At 59.5% G+C, this 16780-nt stretch carries 16 protein-coding genes; all 16 read right to left on the bottom strand.

Annotated features, from left to right (window positions below):
- Positions 1-3: 3 nt before the first annotated feature.
- Positions 4-1056 carry a cytochrome c gene (locus FJ248_05965; protein MBM4120430.1) on the bottom strand — a complete coding sequence of 351 codons (1053 nt, stop codon included), beginning with the start codon at positions 1054-1056 and terminating at the stop codon, positions 4-6.
- A gap of 36 nt (positions 1057-1092) precedes the next feature.
- Positions 1093-2391: a c-type cytochrome gene (locus tag FJ248_05960; protein ID MBM4120429.1), complete on the bottom strand. Its 1299-nt coding sequence runs from the start codon at positions 2389-2391 to the stop codon at positions 1093-1095.
- 70 nt (positions 2392-2461) lie between these two features.
- Complete coding sequence (locus FJ248_05955) at positions 2462-4396, bottom strand: cytochrome ubiquinol oxidase subunit I (protein MBM4120428.1); 1935 nt, start codon at positions 4394-4396, stop codon at positions 2462-2464.
- Positions 4397-4444: 48 nt separating this feature from the next.
- On the bottom strand, positions 4445-4651 hold the full coding sequence (locus tag FJ248_05950) for a hypothetical protein (protein ID MBM4120427.1): 207 nt from the start codon (positions 4649-4651) through the stop codon (positions 4445-4447).
- A 350-nt stretch (positions 4652-5001) separates the two neighbouring features.
- Positions 5002-6009, bottom strand: a complete 1008-nt coding sequence (locus FJ248_05945) for a formylglycine-generating enzyme family protein (GenBank protein MBM4120426.1) — start codon at positions 6007-6009, stop codon at positions 5002-5004.
- Positions 5966-6889: a formylglycine-generating enzyme family protein gene (locus FJ248_05940; protein ID MBM4120425.1), complete on the bottom strand. Its 924-nt coding sequence runs from the start codon at positions 6887-6889 to the stop codon at positions 5966-5968. Before FJ248_05940 ends, FJ248_05945 begins: the two co-directional genes overlap by 44 nt.
- Positions 6890-6895: 6 nt before the next feature.
- A complete protein-coding gene (locus tag FJ248_05935) occupies positions 6896-7297 on the bottom strand; it encodes a hypothetical protein (GenBank protein MBM4120424.1) in 402 nt (133 codons plus the stop codon).
- A 5-nt stretch (positions 7298-7302) separates the two neighbouring features.
- Entirely contained in the window at positions 7303-7941 is a 639-nt protein-coding gene (locus tag FJ248_05930) for a DUF3047 domain-containing protein (GenBank protein ID MBM4120423.1), read from the bottom strand.
- Positions 7938-9821, bottom strand: coding sequence for a hypothetical protein (locus FJ248_05925; GenBank protein MBM4120422.1), 1884 nt, complete (start codon positions 9819-9821; stop codon positions 7938-7940). Before FJ248_05925 ends, FJ248_05930 begins: the two co-directional genes overlap by 4 nt.
- Positions 9818-10915 (bottom strand): hypothetical protein, encoded by a 1098-nt coding sequence (locus FJ248_05920; protein MBM4120421.1) that lies wholly within the window; start codon positions 10913-10915, stop codon positions 9818-9820. Before FJ248_05920 ends, FJ248_05925 begins: the two co-directional genes overlap by 4 nt.
- Before the next feature lies 1 nt (position 10916).
- On the bottom strand, positions 10917-11393 hold the full coding sequence (locus tag FJ248_05915; protein MBM4120420.1) for a hypothetical protein: 477 nt from the start codon (positions 11391-11393) through the stop codon (positions 10917-10919).
- A 141-nt stretch (positions 11394-11534) separates the two neighbouring features.
- Positions 11535-12365: a DUF420 domain-containing protein gene (locus FJ248_05910; protein ID MBM4120419.1), complete on the bottom strand. Its 831-nt coding sequence runs from the start codon at positions 12363-12365 to the stop codon at positions 11535-11537.
- Positions 12290-13270: a methyltransferase gene (locus FJ248_05905; GenBank protein ID MBM4120418.1), complete on the bottom strand. Its 981-nt coding sequence runs from the start codon at positions 13268-13270 to the stop codon at positions 12290-12292. The genes FJ248_05910 and FJ248_05905 overlap by 76 nt, the downstream gene beginning before the upstream one ends.
- Positions 13271-13432: 162 nt before the next feature.
- Positions 13433-14227 (bottom strand): carboxypeptidase-like regulatory domain-containing protein, encoded by a 795-nt coding sequence (locus FJ248_05900; protein ID MBM4120417.1) that lies wholly within the window; start codon positions 14225-14227, stop codon positions 13433-13435.
- Positions 14228-14413: 186 nt separating this feature from the next.
- The gene (locus FJ248_05895; GenBank protein ID MBM4120416.1) at positions 14414-15757 is read right to left on the bottom strand and encodes a HEAT repeat domain-containing protein; all 1344 of its coding nucleotides are present in this window, start codon (positions 15755-15757) and stop codon (positions 14414-14416) included.
- A gap of 31 nt (positions 15758-15788) precedes the next feature.
- The gene (locus tag FJ248_05890; GenBank protein ID MBM4120415.1) at positions 15789-16706 is read right to left on the bottom strand and encodes a carboxypeptidase regulatory-like domain-containing protein; all 918 of its coding nucleotides are present in this window, start codon (positions 16704-16706) and stop codon (positions 15789-15791) included.
- Positions 16707-16780 lie beyond the last annotated feature (74 nt).

Genomic DNA, 16780 nt, shown 5'->3' with positions numbered 1-16780 from the left:
GGATTAATCCCATGTCCGCGGATAATAGCCTGTGTGCCAGTATTCGAACAGCACAACCTTCCAGATCTCATCCGTGGTCAGATGTTGCTCCCACGGGGGCATGACTGACGCCCAGGGGAATCCTTCGCGCGGCAGTCCGATCCCACCCTTTGCGACGCGCCAGAAGATGAAGGTCTCCTGGAGCTGGGCAATTGTGCCTGGGTCCGTGAAGTTTGCCGGAATCGGGTTGAACGCAAAGGCATGCAGCCCGCGACCGTTTAGATTGTCGCCATGGCAGAAGTGGCAGTTCTGGTAGAAGATCTCGCCGCCCTCGCGGACGTTCTTGAGATAGCCCTCGGCCTTCTCATCCCATGGGTTGGCATTGGGCTGCATCAGACGGCCCATCGACTGTTCGACAATTAGCTTGTTGCTGTATTCCTGATCATACTTGCCTTCCATGTTGACCCGGTAGGGATTCTGCGACGTCTGGAGCACGTAGGTCTTGCCGTGGAGCTTGGTGCTGGCCGGCGGCGCTGGATGCACCGTGCGGAGCTCAATTGGCTCGTCCACGTCCGAACCCGCACCCTGCGGGATGAACGACTGATAGGAGAAGCCCCAGAGCGCGATCGGAATGGCAATCAGGAAAAACGTCCGCAGCCCCTTGTGCATGGGGGTAATGGCGTCCATGACGTTCAGGATCGGCTGGCGAAATTTCTTCCAGTCTTCCTCGTTGCTGGACATCCACATAAAGACGGCAATCAGCGACACCGTCCCGTACATGGCGCGCACGCTGAATGGGATCGGTGGATAGACCCGGAATTTCAGGTACAGGAGAATAAAGGCCCAGAACAGGATGCCCTGCCAGAACCGCTGCATCCCCATGCCCATTGAGTTCAGCGTGTAGCTGAGACCCGTGAAGCCGGCCACAAAGATGGCCAACTCAAAGATCATCTGCATGGGCATATAGCCCTCGACCAGATGCACCATGTCGGACTTCAAGACGCCGAAGATCATCCCGGTCAGGATGAGCAGGGCGATGATTCCGATGACGGCGCCCACTCCCATTAGTGCTTTCATATCTTCACTCCTTAAATAGACCGATGGACACGACGATTAGGAAACCTTCGGTGGCGGAGCGCCTGCTTTTACCTGAGAGAGATAATCCACGATCTTCTTCAGGGCACCCGCGCTCAGCTTCTGCCCAAACACCTTCGGCATCGTGTTATCCGGAAATCCCTTAACCACATAGGCGCTAGGAGCCACGATCGACTCCATGATGTAGTCCGGGGTTGTCTTGGCCATGCCCTTGTAAGCAGGATCATGGATCCGGTTCGGAGCGTTGGTACCTTCTTCGAGCTTCGGCCCAATGGTGCCCGTTGCCCCTGCAATACCCGGAATGGTGTGGCAGGACACGCACTGCGCCTTGGCGAAGATCTGGTCCACGGGCTCTGTCCCATCCGCCAGCAGCGACGTGGGGCCGGCGGCCGCCTTGTCATCCTGCTGCTTTGGCCGGTCGGCTTCCGGAATGAACTTTTCGTACGATTTGATGATCTCCTCGTAACTTGGCGCCTCTTTACCCTCCCGAACATAGAGCCAGGTATCGACCGCGGCCAGCTCAGGGAGCGAGAGAGAGATTGGTGGCTTGTGAATCTTAGGCATCGGGCTTTCTTTGTCGTTCGTGCCCTTGACGCCGAAACCGGCCGCGACATAGCAGTTCGGGCAGGAATGCGATTCTGCAATATATTCCTGAACCGTGGTCCCGGTTCCGCATCCGGGGCACGCTTCTTTGTCGGCATATGCGCGCTTTTGCGGCTCCCCCTTATGGTAGTTTGGATCCGTTAGCCGCTCCTTTTCCGCGCGCTCGGGCAGCCCGAACAGGTTTGGCGCCCGCTCGCTCAGAAAACCCTTTTGGAAACCGTGGCACAGGGGACACTGCCCCTTCCCAATCGCGCCCTGGACAGAACTCTGGCCGATCCCGCCAAAGATGATTTTCTCCCCCTCGTCCGCCAACTGCTGCGATGTCATCGAGCTAAACTCGAGTTTTTCTTCCTTTGGGGGAAACCCACCCTCGACCTGCGGCAGCCAGTTCCCGTATCCGGACAGAGCCGCGGCCACCAAAAACATGAACCCCCCGATCTTCAGCAACGCGCTAACCTTGGAATAGTACAGCGCCATCATGAAGGACATCGCGGTAATCATGACCAGCGACACCGGCAGGAGGCGGGATTCGGCGAAGAAATTGATTTTGTAGTTGGCAATGGCGATGAAGAGCATAACGGAGGCCAGTATGCCAATAAAGAGCTTGAAAGCCCCGTTTTTGTTTCCCTTGGCAAACTGGTACACCAACAGCCCCGCCAGGATTGCTAGGACCTGCCATCCCATACCTAATGCTGCGACAAACAACTCTTTCACTTTCGAGCCCTCCTTAATCCTGTCCCTGCCGGGGCAAGATCGTCAGATAATGAGTCCGCTCAAATAATACTCAGTGCCCGACCGCAGGCGCGGCAACCCCGCGACCCGCCGGGACCTTGGCTTCGACCGTCGCCTTCTTGGCACCCAGCGTGCCCAGCCAGAACACAAAGAGAATGCTGATCCAGAAGAACATCACGTTGAACGAAATCATGTTGGCCGCAAACCCGACCGTGTGCGTATACGCCCATGGCGAGTTATCGCGCATGATTTCATTGACGTGCCAGAACAGGCGGACCGAGGACCGGATGTAACCCATCAGGCCCATCATCCATGTAAACGCCGTCGCCAGCATGATGATCGCATATTGCGAACGCGCCGAAATCTTGCCCCACTCGATCGGCCCCATCTGCTTGGCGCCCTTCAGCATTACACCATTCAATGCGGTCATGAAGAAGAGGCAGGACAGGGTCGTTGCCACTTGAGGCACCGACAGACCCACCCGAACGTTGGCCGGGATGTAGTAGCCATAGACGGCCAGCCAGATGATGTTTACGTAGGCGAACCCGAAGAACACCCCCATGAAGATGTTCCCGAACTTCTTCCAGGACACCATCGGTTCCTTGTTGCCGCGCATGTACCAGACGAAGCTCAACACGGTCGTCGTGATGATCGTGTTGATGCCGCCGTTCTTGGCCGACATGACCCCATAGTTACCCAGCACCGGGTGCTGCTGCCCACCCATCGCCTTCAATTCGGCGGGCGTCATGACCATGGTATGCGGGGTGATGAACACCAGGAAGCCGCAGACCAAAACAAACACAAGATACTTGATGTAGCGTTGATACTTTTCCGCACCGCGCATCCGCCCGAGCGCCTGCCAGAGGTAGTAGTTGGTGCTTAGGAACAGGATGCCGATCATGGTCGCCTGGATGATGAAGAGCCACGCCAGCAGACCGCCCATCAGCGTGATGCCCATCTGCTGACGGTAGGCATAGACCTCCCGCATCAGCCAGTACCCGGCGAAGGGCAGCGGAATCAGAAACGCCACCGCGATGGCCATCGCGATGTAGCCCATCCAATCGTAGTGCGCGCGGTCCTCATCAGTCTTAGAGGAAAGGAACCGGTAGGCTGCATAGGCTGCCACCACGCCGCCGCCGAATGCCATATTGCCCAGGATGCGGTGCACGTTCAGCGGGTTCCACAGGGCTGTATGGATCACATGCCAGATATTCCCCAGGAACCGGCCCTGCTCATCCACACCGGCCGGCGACATCATGAAGCCGATCCACGAATTCGCCAGGAACATGAGCACGGTGCCGATCACATTGAGAACGACCGACATGCTCAGGTGAATCCACTTCAGGAACCCCTCCTTCATCTTGTCCCAACCGTAATAATAGATGTAGAGGGTGCCGCTCTCCGCCACGAACATCAATGCATAGATGTGCATGACCGGACGAAAGATGCTAGACAGGTAACCGAAGAACGCGGGATACAGTGTCAGAAAGGTGAAGATCAGGATACCGCCCAGGATGGCCGTCAACGAATACGCCGTTAAGCTGATCTTAACAAAGTCGTAGGCCAGCTGATCGTACTTCTTGGCCATCGCCTTATCCTTTGTTACGACGCCCATGAATTCGATGATCATACAGAAGATGGGCACCGCGAGGACAAAGCTACCATAGTACAGGTGCTGCTGGTTGGCGAACCACAGAAGAACCCGGCTCTCGAAATTATAGCGCGGGTAGTCCTTGGGGCCATCGGTTGTTTTCGGAGCCGGGGGGCCAGACACAACCCCCTCCGTCTTATAATAGACGTCGCGACCCTTTTCGACCTTGGCCTGGTCCTTCTTCTCGCTCTCAGCCTTGGCGGCAGGAGCCGGTGGCGCCTCGCCCCCTCCACTCGCCAGGGCATTCAGCGATGTGACGACCGGCAGAAGAAGGAAGCCAATCATCGCGCAGAGCGCCACGATCGACAGCATCTTCTTTCTATTATGACGACCCATGATGTACCTCCCTACACAACCCGACAATGTTCGAGCAAATTTTCAACATTACTTTCTGAAGAGATACCAGTAATCCAGTCCCTGCATGTCCATTAGAAAATGGTCCACGATATGGAAGTACGATAGCACAATCAAGACAGACACCACCACGGCATAGGCCGTGTTGTTCAGCAGGTCCGATTTCTTGCCGACGAACAACAGCACCACGCCGAGGCCGAGCAACCCGAACCAGAACAGCGGATTAGTGACGATCATCGCGTGACTCCCTTGGCAGAAAAGAGATTAAATCCGATCAGCACGGGCACTGAATACCGGAGAACCAGTAGAAGAACCACAGGCTCACCGCGCAGGTGATATAAAAAATCATCTTCCCGACTTTGACCGCCGCATCGTTCTGTGCCGCTTCCATTATGTTCTCCTATAAAGCTGCCCGATTAAGCCGTGACACCGTTTTGCTCAGTCAGTTGACAGACTTTCCAGCCCTGTGTTAAAGCTTTCACCGTTCGCGCGCAAAAATTTGGGTGTTTTCATGCAAAAAAAATCAAAATCTTTCGATATTATAGTTTTGGCTGGAATGGTTGTCAATATAATTTTGGCCGTCTTTCTTATTCTGTACTATTTCGATTTTCTGTGAGCTGCCGGCCCTTTGCCGGCCGTATTTTCCCCTCTGTAGGCCCGCCTGAAACTGCACACCGGAAGCCGATCGTTTCATCGCGAAAATCCGGCACCATCTTGTTTCGGCTGGTGACACGCACATCCGTTCCGGACGTGGTATAGCCACCGCCTCGCAGAACCTTATAGGTACCAAACTCGGGCCCCTTGGGATCGCGATCAACCGGATCATCGTAGGCGTTTTCCCCATACCAATCTGCTACCCATTCGATGACATTGCCCGCGCCATCGGCCACCCCGAACGGACTTATGTCGCGTGTGAACGATCCCACCGGCGCCGTCACGTCATACCCATCCTTCGCCACCGCCCAGTTGGAGGCCAGTGGATTGATCTCGTTGCCCCATGGCCAGAGACGCTTATCGGTGCCGCGCATGGCCTTTTCCCACTCCGCTTCGGTCGGCAGACGCTTGCCCTTCCACTTGCAGTAGGCCTCGGCATCGTCCCACGAGACATAAACCACGGGCTGATTCACACCCCGCATGCGAGCCATATTCTTCGCATAGCGGGACGGGGGGCCGGCCTTGCGATGTCCGGTCGCAGCGACAAACATCTCGTACTGACGATTTGTCACTTCGTATTTATCAATGGTATAGGGCTCGAGGTGAATCGTTTTGATCGGCTGTTCGTCAAAGCCACCGGCCAGCGTCCCTCGCATGAACGGACCGGCGGGAATGGGCACCATCGTCTCCTCAACCGGCAGGTCATCGGCACCGGACACGCGGACATCCGCCAGCGGCGCTTCCGGAAGGTCCGGCTCGATCGGAGGCAGCTGCGTCCCACGCAGAATTCCTAGGATCGGAAAACTGGCGAAGATTGCCACCGCCACGAGCATCGCGATTTTGAATCGGGTTTCAATCATGGCCGTCGGAACAGCAAGGCCACGGGGCCGTTGAGACTCAGGAGGTTTTCCGGGACGGACCGCGCTTGACTTCCTCAGCATCGCGCGCGCACCGGATGCCGATTGTACTGTCCGTCCGCCACATTTTGGCCTGGAACCGCTTCGACAGCCTGGCGTTGTGCGCCGTCTCCCGCCACGAACCGCCTCGGATGACTTTCAGATCCTTATCCTCCGGTCCCGGTGGGTCACGAAACGGTGCCTTTTTATAGTAGGCTTCGTCATACGAATCCGCCACCCACTCGGACACGTTGCCCGTCATGTCGTAAACCCCATAGGGACTACGGCCTGCCTCCAGCGCACCGGGGGGCGCCAGATATTGGTAGCCGTCCTCCTTGCCATCCACGTTGGCATAGCCCGGCGCAAACTCATCGCCCCAGGCGTAGCGCCGCCGGCCTTCGCCGCGTCCGGCCTTTTCCCATTCCGCCTCCGTCGGCAGGCGCTTGCCCGCCCATTTGCAATAGGCCTCCGCATCCTGCCAGGACACGCCGATGGCCGGCAGTTCCGGCTTGAGAATTTTTGACTGGTCGTCCTCGAACACCGGAAATCCCGGCTTGCCCCGTTTGGCCATCTTCAAAAACTGTTCATAATCGGCCTGGGTGACTTCCTTTTTATCGATGTAATAGCCTTTCAAATAGACCTGCCGTTCAGGCGTCTCATCGGGATCGCCTTCTGAGCTGCCCATCGTAAAGGGTCCCTCAGGAATTTGGACCATCTCGCGGCCCTCGTCGCCCACCAGGGTCTTGTACATGGAGAAATCCCGCGCGGCGGCAGGTGCCACCGCCTTGTGCTCCGTCTTGATCGACGCAAGTACCTTGCGCTGCTCCTTCACCTTGTACGACTCGTGGACCAACAGCCCGATCATCAAGGCGAACGAAGCGAAGACAAAGATGATCGACCCGATAAGGACGCCTTTGTTCTCCATACGCGCCTACAGTTCCTTTCCTGCTTCCGGCTGGGGATCAGCCGGCGGGGCCGCCAGCTTCCGCTCCGCCCTCATGTCCAGCAACATGGAGACCTGCACACCGAGAAAACCGCCCATCGCCGCGCCCGCGCCGGCGCCCCAGGAAATTTTTTCGATCCCGGCCAGGAGCCAGGCCAGCAGCCCTCCCAGGATTGTCCCGATCAGAATACTGACCAAAAACCGCCGCCCGCCCAGCCATCCCACCACCAGGCCGAGTACAATGCCCAACAAACCGGTTACGGGAATGGCACTGTCGCCCATGAACCAGCCGATCAACACCCCGACCGTCCCCATCACCACCGCCCCAAAGACCATGTCCATGGTTTGGCGGAACCCGGATGACGGGGATTCTGCGTGCGTCAATTCCATCAGACTCAGGGCGCTGACACGATGATGGGACCGAAGTCCACTTCGACGCCGGGCCCGCCCTGCACCGAAATGCCCCAAGCTTGGGTGGCCGGTTCGTGCCGATGGATCCGCTTAAAGTCCTCGTAGGCGTTCACGCGCTGCTCCACCCACTCACCCAATTCTTTTGTCCCCCTCTGCAACACGATCTCGGAAGCATCAAAGAGGCCGCCCTCCGTCGTCGTGCCGACCTCCTTGGTCATGCTCCACACGTATTTGGTGGCGACGGGGATCACCATCAAATCCGTATCCAGCGACACGAACACCGAGGCGACCGGATCGGCTCCAGCCGGCGCCTGCCGCACGCGCCAACGCCACGTCACGATCGGCATAGCCTTGGGATCCCAGGCGATCCGCTTGTACACCCGCTGATCGGCGCTCTTGGCCGCCAAGAACGTCAAGCCTTTTTCGGTGTGAATCGTATACTGCGTTTTGGCTTTCGCCTCCTGGCGTTGAGCCTTCCAATTGACCGGAAATCCACTGTCGTCCTTGGCACTGTAATCGTCCAGCACCAGCGAACTGCCCGCTGACTGGACCCAGGCCGGCGCGGCACACAGGCAGAGCGCAAATACTGCACGGGTGAACACCGAAACCGTTGCGCGCGTCATGACGGTTGTGCCTCCTGCGAAGACGACGTAAAGAGCGGCTGCTTCTCGGGCGCGACATCCATTTCCGGCAGCGACCGCTGATCGCGGCTGCTGAGCCAGAACAGCAACAGCGCCGCCAGCCAGAACACGATCATATTGACCGTCACCATCTTGGCCGCAAATGCCAACGTCGGCGTGTAGGCCCAGGGCGAGGCGTCCGGCATGAGTTCACTGACGTGCCAGGCGAGCCGGCCGGATGACCGGATATACCCCATCAAACCCATGACCCAGGTAAACGAGGCCGCAAGACCAAACAACGTGACCATCCCGCGTACCGACATCTTACCCCATATGACACCGCCGTGCACGACGGCCCCGCAAAGCATGGCGCGATTGATCAGCAGGCCGACCACCACAACCGTCAGCGTTGTGACCGCCTGCGGCGACGAGAGCGCTACACGCACGCTAGCCGGTACGTAGAATCCGTACACGGCCAGCCAGATGATATGCGCCATACCCACGCCGAACAGTACAAAAAGCGCCACATTCCCCTTGCGCGCCCACGGCACAACGATCGTCCGATTAGCACGCCGATAGAAGATGTAGCTCAGGGCGGTCAGGCAGATCATCACGTTGACCGCACCGTTCTTAGCCGACATCACGCCGTAGTTGCCGACCACCGGATGCTGCGCACCCCCCATAGCCTTCACCTCGCCGGCCGTCATCATCACCGTGTGCGGCGTCAGCCAGACGAAAAGGCAACCGGTGAGCCCCAGCACGAGATATTTGTAGGCCTGTTCGTAGCGATGGCCGCCTTGCAGCCGCCCCATGCTCTGCCACAGATAATAATTGATGCCAAGGAACAGCACGCCGATCAGCAGCGCTTGCACGACAAAGAGCCAGGTCAGCAGGCCGCCCATCATCGTCACGCCCATGCTCTGGCGGAACGCATACACTGACTTCATCAGCCAGTAACCCGCGAAGGGCATCGGCAGTAGCGCAATCACCGTCACGATCAAAAACACCGCCCCGACCCAATCGTAGTAGGCACGCTCGTCCTCCGACTTGCTCGTCAGGAACCGATAGGACGCGTAGGCCAGCACCACGGCTCCGCCCGACATGATGTCAGCCAAGAACCGGTGCACGTTCAGCGGATTCCAGAGCGCCGTGTGCATGAGGTGCCAGACGTTGCCGAGAAAGCGCCCCTGTGCATCCACGCCTGCCGGTGACATCATAAAGGCGATCCAGCTGTTGGCCAGAAACAGCAAGACCGCGCCAAAGACGTTACAGAGAATGCCGAGCGCTGCATGGCACCACTTGAGGGCTGGGCTGGTCATGCGGTTCCACGTATAGTAGTAGGCAATCAGGCAGAGCGCCTCCGCGTTGAAGATGAACGCGTAGACCGGCATCATCGTCCTGAACGTCCCACCCATGTACTTCATGAAACTCGGATAGAACCAGATAAAGAGTCCCAGCATCAGGCTGCCGACCACTGCCGTCAGCGACAGAGCCAGCAGGGCCACGCGGAGAAAATCGCGCGCCGTCTGATCATAGCGCACCGCGGCTGCACGGTTGCGCGTGACGAGGCCGGCGAATTCTAGGATGACGCAGAAGATTGGCAGCGCGAGCACGAATCCGCCAAAGTAAGTGTGCTGCTGGGTGACAAACCAGGTGAGCGTGCGATTGTCCAGCGAGCCGTAACGCGGATAGGTCGAGGGATCACCCGCCGGCGCCACTGGTCCGGCGGGAATACCCGCCGTCTTGTAGTAGACGTCAGTTGCTGTCTCGAAAGAGGCCCCCGTATCGGTCGCACGCGTGACGCCGAACGGAACGGCGAGCAGCACCAGCACAACCGCCAGCGCCACCCACACAATCGATTGCGACACACGATCCTGTATCATGAACTGTGCTTTCCTGCCGCAGCCGAGTGTGCGGCAACAGCGGCCATCGCTTCCGGAGGCGGCCCCCCCTGTCCCAGTGTCGGCTGCTTCGACACAATACTCATCACAAACGGACAGCGCAACAGGGATGGCGGCACGATCTGGCGTAGTTGATTTTCAACCTGCCGTCGGTGGCCGAGGGAATAGCAGTAGCCCGCCATCTGGGCGGCTACGGCACCTGCAATCAATCCGCGAATCAGGCCACCGGTGACGTCGGCCTTCACCACAAACCAGACTACGCCCGCCCATGAGAGATAATAGGTCGCAGCAAAGGCCAGTCCGGGCCACCACCAATAGCGAAACAACTCCGTCCATCCGGCCGCGTGCATCATGCCCCGCCAGCCGCCCGGCCGTTGCTCCCCCATCAAATGGGCCCACGCGGCCAGACTGCCGGCACAGAGCGTGACCACAGCGAACTGGGCGAGCCCTGTTGCCGCCAGATCATGCACCGCACCGAGCCCGACGGCCGTCATGGCCCCGGCGAGAGCCGGCAGCAGCGTCCAGGTCGCCAGCATGTTGGGACGGGCCACGATCGCGTCACGAAAACTGGCGCCGTCGGGGAAGGTCACGACCGGCTCGCCCTGCCGCTGCAACAGGCGCACGTGGCCGATCTCGAAGGCATCGCGTGCGACCGACGTACAGGCAATGATGATCGCCATCATCGCGGGCCCGTCCGGATGCTGGAGGTAATCATAGTTGGCCAGCAGCCTCAAGAGAGCCAGTACCATCAAGGACAGTTGCACGCCATAAGCGAACCCGATCCAGCCGGTGAGCCAGACCAAGCGCCGCAAGCCATCCTCACGCCACACCTGCGCCACTGCCGCACGCCGTCCGACGAGATAGGAGCCGATCGCTGTGGCCGCCGATACAGCGCCGCTTACGGCTAGCAGGACGAGCGGATCGGCCAGCGGTAAAAAATATTTCGCGGCGCGGTAGATCGCAAACGCCACCATACCGGGCACGAACATCACCCAGCGCTTGCGCGCACGCACGGCATCTGCCGTCACGACCAGCGACAGGGAGGGCAACACTCTGAGCGCCATCCGGTGCAGCATTTCAGCCCTTCGCCGCCATCCCGAAATACTTGGCCTTTACTTCTTCCATCAACGCCACCGCCACTTTTGATTGGCCCCGCTCCAGCGCCGTCCGCTCCAACTCCTGTTTCGCCATGGCCCGCACCGGCCCCGGCACACGTTCCAGCCGCTGCTCCGCTTCCGGCTCCCAGTCCACAGTGCCGCCGTTGCGTGCCTGCGCTAGCACCGTGAAGGTGATGACACGCTGCTGCTTCGAGCGCGCGTAGTCTTCGGCCTCTTGTCGGACGACCGGCGCGACATAGGGCGGCATGCGGTCGAGCACGTGCCGGGCCTCGTCGGTCCACAGGAGCCGGTCCACGAGTTGCTCCGCCTCAACAGCGGGCGCGTCCGTACCGACCATCCAATGACAGCCACAACATTCGAACCGCACAAACCACCCGCTCGAACGTTCCTCGACGCCTTGCGTGTGCATCCAGCGCCCGCAACCGCAAGTAAGCATTAGTCCCCGTCCCCCTCAGAATGTTCAAGCTCGACTCTCAGCGAGGCCGCAGTGGGCGAGAAGGCGAGGCGTACCGTTTTGCCGTACGGTGTGCCTTTGAGCGACACGCCAGCAACGCTGGAAACCATTTTCAACATTCGGTCAGCCAATTTTACCCGGAAACAGGATGTAAAGCATCGTGTACGTGGTGGTGCCGGTTACGAACAGTACGCAGTAGACGATCATTGTGAAGGTACCCAGCGCCCGGTGCCGCCGCTCAGCGTTTGGCCAGACGCGCTGTATGGCCATCTCGATGCTGAACACAATCCCGATCAGGATGAGAAAGCCGAGATAGACGTGGAGCTTGCGGAGCGAGAACCCAGCCGTCATTACCCGCGAGAGAAACAGGCCGATCAGCACCGCTGCGATGGCCCCGAAAATTTTCCCGACCTTCCCCCATGACGTCTGCAACGTGTCATTACGAAGGGTTCGCTGACCGTTGACAATTGTCTGAGCCCGAAAACCCAGCACGATCATGTAGACGGCCATGACGATGCCGATGATCACTAGGCAGATGTGTAGCGTCAAGACGGGAATAAACACATAATCGTACAACGCCTGCGAGCCGCCGAACCCCTCCTTGCCCTCAAAAGCCAGCACGCCCAACGAGCGAAACAAGTAATAACTGGTGAAGAAGGCCAGCATGGCGATCATGCCACTCAGCATCAGCCAGTGGTGTGCGTTGCCTTGCCGGTGCTTGGCCTTCACCCAACCGACCACAAAAAGCGCCGTGAAGAGCGTGGCCATGAGCTGGCTTAGGTCCGCCCCCATCGTGGCGTGCGTGCCGAAAAAGCCCGATTGCTTCAGAAATTCCGCCATGCCCATGCGTTCCTCGTATCTTGCAGACGCATCACGTTTTACGCTTTTACGCCCTGCACCACCGCCGTTGGTTCCAATTCGGTCACGCCACCGAAACCCGCGTGGCTCATCCATCGGATCGCGTCCGCTGTTTTATAGCAGCGTCCTGCTTCCGTGTTCACGAGAATGTGGACGGCGAAGGCCGTCGTCCAGGCCGGGCTGGTACCGGTTACATTGAGAAACCGATCCTTGATGATTAGCCGACCGCCGGACATGAGATGGCCGTGGACTTTCTTGACGATCGCCTCGTTCGCTGCATCGTCCTGATAGTGCAGAATATCCGACATCAGCACGATGTCATACGGGCCGCCGAGCGCATCCTGATTGAAATTCCCTGCCTTTAACGCAATTCGCCCTTCCAAGCCCGCCTGCTTGACCGTCCGCTCCGCCACCCTAAGCGTCTGTGGCAGATCGAAGACCGTCGCTGTCAAATTGGGATAGACCGTACAAAAGGCGATGGCGTTGGTGCCGGCCCCGCCGCCCAGATCGAGCAGCGTCTTCGCCTCCTCCAGTTGCAATCGTTTGGCCAGCGACGGCCCGCTCTGCTCCCCGATCCGATGCAGGACGGAGAGTACGCTGGCGCCCAGTTCAGGGTCAGTTTCGAACACATGTTTCTTGACCGGTGACCGTCCAGTCCGGATCGCGTCCTCCAGCCTTCCCCAGTTGTTCCATTCCGCGTCGTGCAGCAGCAAGAGGTGGCCGATGTAGGACCCCGCGGTCTTCACAAGATGGGTCTGCGCCACGGCGGTATTGGCAAACCGATCGCCGTTCTTCGTCAGCACACCGATTGCCACCAGCGCGTTCAGCAGCAACTCCAGCGTCCGCGCGTCCGCACCGATCCGTTGCGCGACCTCGACCGCGGTTTTTGGTTTGGCGTCAATCGCGGAAAACAGATCCAGCCTGACCGCGGTCAGCAGAATCTTCGTTTCCCAGTAGTAGCCGAGCTGGAAAATTTCGGCCAGTGAGAGTTCCCGTGGCACGTCGATCCTCGATGGCGCGGGGCATTTTGACTAGCAACTGCTTTATCTTACCCAGAGGCCGAACGCAAAGGCAAGAAAGGCGGACCGGGCCCAAAAACACAGCGGGCAGCGGCCTCATCGGCCGCTGCCCGCTGCAAACGCCTCGCGTTCGCGAAGACCGTCTTACTTCTTCTTCAGCTCCTGGTTGACCGAAGCCTTGCCGCCGTCGGTCACATCCACTTCGATCTCGGTCCGCATCCCCTTGCCGTCGCCGGGGTGCCAGATCACGAGCTTGTGCTTACCAGCCGGCACATCCTTGATCTCAAACGACCCGTCCTTGCCCGTGACCGCGAAGTGCGGGTTGCTCACCGGCAGGAAGAACGCCTGCATGAACTCATGCTGGTCGCACTGCAGGCGGAAGAACGAGCCGTTCTTCGCCTTGCGCATCACGGCCGGCTTGTCCAGCTTGGACCCCTTCTCGGCCAGACCGATGTTGAAGATCGTTGACGAGCTGGCCCCCATCACTTCAAAGGAGTGCGGATTGTGCAGCACGCCCTTGACCGACTTGGGGTCATCCGGATCCGCGTCCGTGTTCTCTACACGGAAGCTCTTCATCGGAACCACAACGCCCGTGTACGGCTGGAATTCACAGAACGCCGCGATAACGTCCGTGCCCTTGAAGCCGTCGATGAACGCCTGGTCGTCAATGTCGGCCACCGCCACCACGGCGCCCGCCAGACCGCCGCCGTTCACGGAGATCGTCTCGAGCAACCGCTTGTCGCCCTGCGAAAGTTCCTTTTTCGGAATCTTCGGGCAGAATTTCGGGTTCGGGAACTTCGCGAAGGAGAACTCCTTCGACTCAGTCTTCCCGCCGAACGTCACTTTGCCCGCGACTGAGCCGCCGGCAAACGACGTGAGGGGCATGGCGAGAACCGCCAGGGCCGCCACAGCCACAATAACCATCAGACCCTTCTTCATAACGCTGCCTCCTTGTGATGAACAAACAAACCGACAAACGTGCAAAACGGTTTCGGCCTCCGAGTCTGTTTCGCAACCGTGTGAGGGGACTCGCCCGTACTGCTGGTGGGTCCTTCGCGGTTTTGAAGACGGTGAAGTATATAAAAATTTAGGGGGGAAGTGTCAAGCGGAAAGCCGTGAACAGACTCAGGGGGCCTCTCCATGCCCCGCCTTCCCATCCAACACGCGAATCAGGGCCGCGGCGGCCGTGGCCCGGACCGCCTCATCCTGGTCATGCAACACCTCTTTGAGCATCCCCATGCCATCGGGAAGGCTCATATGCCCCAGTACACGGGATGCAGACATGCGCGGTAGCGGCAGTGGATCCTGTAGCAGTTCCTGCAAACCCTCGACCGCGCGATTCAACGAAGCCCCTTGCCCTTTGGACAGAGTCCTGGCGATCCGGGACCGGACGCTCGGCTCCTTGTTGCGCAGCACGTCGCGGACAGTATCGGCCACGGCCTCGTAGGGCGCCCCGAACTCCATCAGCACCGCCACGGCATCGGCCTGTACGCCAGGATTCTTGTCGGACAACAAACGGGTGATCTCGTTTGTCAAGCCGGTGGCATGCAGTTTACCCAAACTGAGCACCGCCGAACCGCGGACGGCGGGGATCGGATCATGCAGCGCCTTGACCAGAATTGGTACCCCCTTCTTCTCCCCCAACTCCCCCAATCCGGTCATGACCGCGGCGCGCACCGAGGGTTGCTTGTCGCCAGCGGCGGCTTCAAACTCCGGAAAGGAGGCGGTGCGTTTCAACGAGGCCAACGCAAGCAACGCCGCGCTGCGCTCGTCGGGATTACCGGATTTGGCCGAAGCCGCCAACCGTTCCCATCCCGTTGGCTGATTCAATGTGGCCAGCGCAGCCGCAGCGGCCACCCGCACGACTGGCTCGCTGTCCTCGAGGAACGGCTCGACCACGCCGGCCTTCGATCGATCGCCCGTTTTGCCGTAGGCCTTGAGCGCGTATTTGCGCACGTAGGCCGCCTGATCGTGCAGCGCGGCCTCGAGCCGCGGTGAGCGTCGCCCGGCTTCGAGTTGGCCCAGTCCCTCCACCGCCAGCGCCCGTACCTGCCCCGATTCGTCGGTAAAGGCGCCTTCAAAATAGGGTACCGTCTCCTCCGATTCGATTTCCTTAAGCGCCGTATACCCGGCACCCCGCATCTGCACCCGCATGTCCTTGAGCATCGGGACAATATAGCTGAGGGCTACCTCGCGCAGCAGCGCCGGTTCATCTTTCTTGCTCAACCGCGTCAGCGCATCATATTCGGCTAACGCATCCGTCCCGCGAAAGAGCTTGGCTAGCGTGCGCGCCTTCCACCGGCGGACGTCGGGAGCATCGGCCTTGATGGTCTCGATTACCGCGAGCGCTTTCTCGTACTGCTGGGCCTTGAAGGCCGTTTGGGCTTCCTTCAACGGGTCCCCGCCAGCAGAGAGGATGCCGGACGGCAACAATGCGCACAGCAGCCAGATCCCGATGCGAATTGCCACTGGGCAAAAGCGCTTTACTGGGTGCAGACGTTTAGTGCTGGAGTTCAACGAGCGGATCGATGTGAACGGATTTTCCAAGTGCTTCAAATCCAAAGCGCGGGTTATCCATCACCTGATGCGCCGTGCGGCGGCCGGCCGGCGCCTTCATGGAAAAATCGACGGTGGCCGCCCCCGTCGGTTTCACAACGACGATCTCCTCCGACATCGTCCCGACGTAGGGATGCCAGGCCATGATCCGGTAGCTGCCAGGCGGCACATTCTCAATCTTGTAGGAGCCCGCCCCGTCTGTAATCGCATAATAGGGGTTGGACACCGCCAGCCCCCAACTTAGCATGTAGGCATGGAAACCACACTGCATCACGAACAGATTGCGGTTTTTCGTGAGGCTGACCGACTCCAGCATCGACGGACCGGGCATGTGCCTATGGGTGGCGTGCAGATTGCCTCGCTGGTGATGGGCGTTCATCGGCAGCGGCGAGTTGAACAGCACACGCGGACCTAGCTGTTGCGACGTCTCGTAGGCCTGAACGTCGTGCATGACCGGGTCCATGTTCACGACCTCCACCGCGTGCCCGCTGCGGACCACCGTGACAAAGGGCTGAAACTGGCAGTCCTGCGCCTCGATGCGCGGCACCGACATGTCGAAGGGCCGGCCCTTCTCGATCCCCTCCACCGTCACCACAACATCTTTCAATCCGCCCCGCTGATCGATAGCGAAATCGTACAGCAGCCGCCAGCCGGTGCCGTTGGAAATCCGCCCGCAATATTCCGGGTCGGGAAAGGTGATGAGGTTGAAGCCCTGCGAGGTCGGCGTTGGCTGGCCCTGGAGCGTCACCGTGCCGGTGATCGTCCCGCCATACTGGACCTCGACGACTTCATACGCGAAAGCTGGGGCCGCGACGAGTGCCGCGCACACCGCAAGCCATGCGATGTGTTTTGAGAAAATCATGCGCGCAGAATGCCTGATCGTGACCGCTTTTTCAACTCCGCCACATGCCCTAGGCACAAAAAAACGGGGGAGCC

The organism is Nitrospira sp., assembly GCA_016873435.1.
Classification (GTDB): domain Bacteria; phylum Nitrospirota; class Nitrospiria; order Nitrospirales; family Nitrospiraceae; genus VGXF01.
Note: the sequence above shows the minus strand (reverse complement) of the source record. Positions and strands in the feature narration are given on the sequence as shown.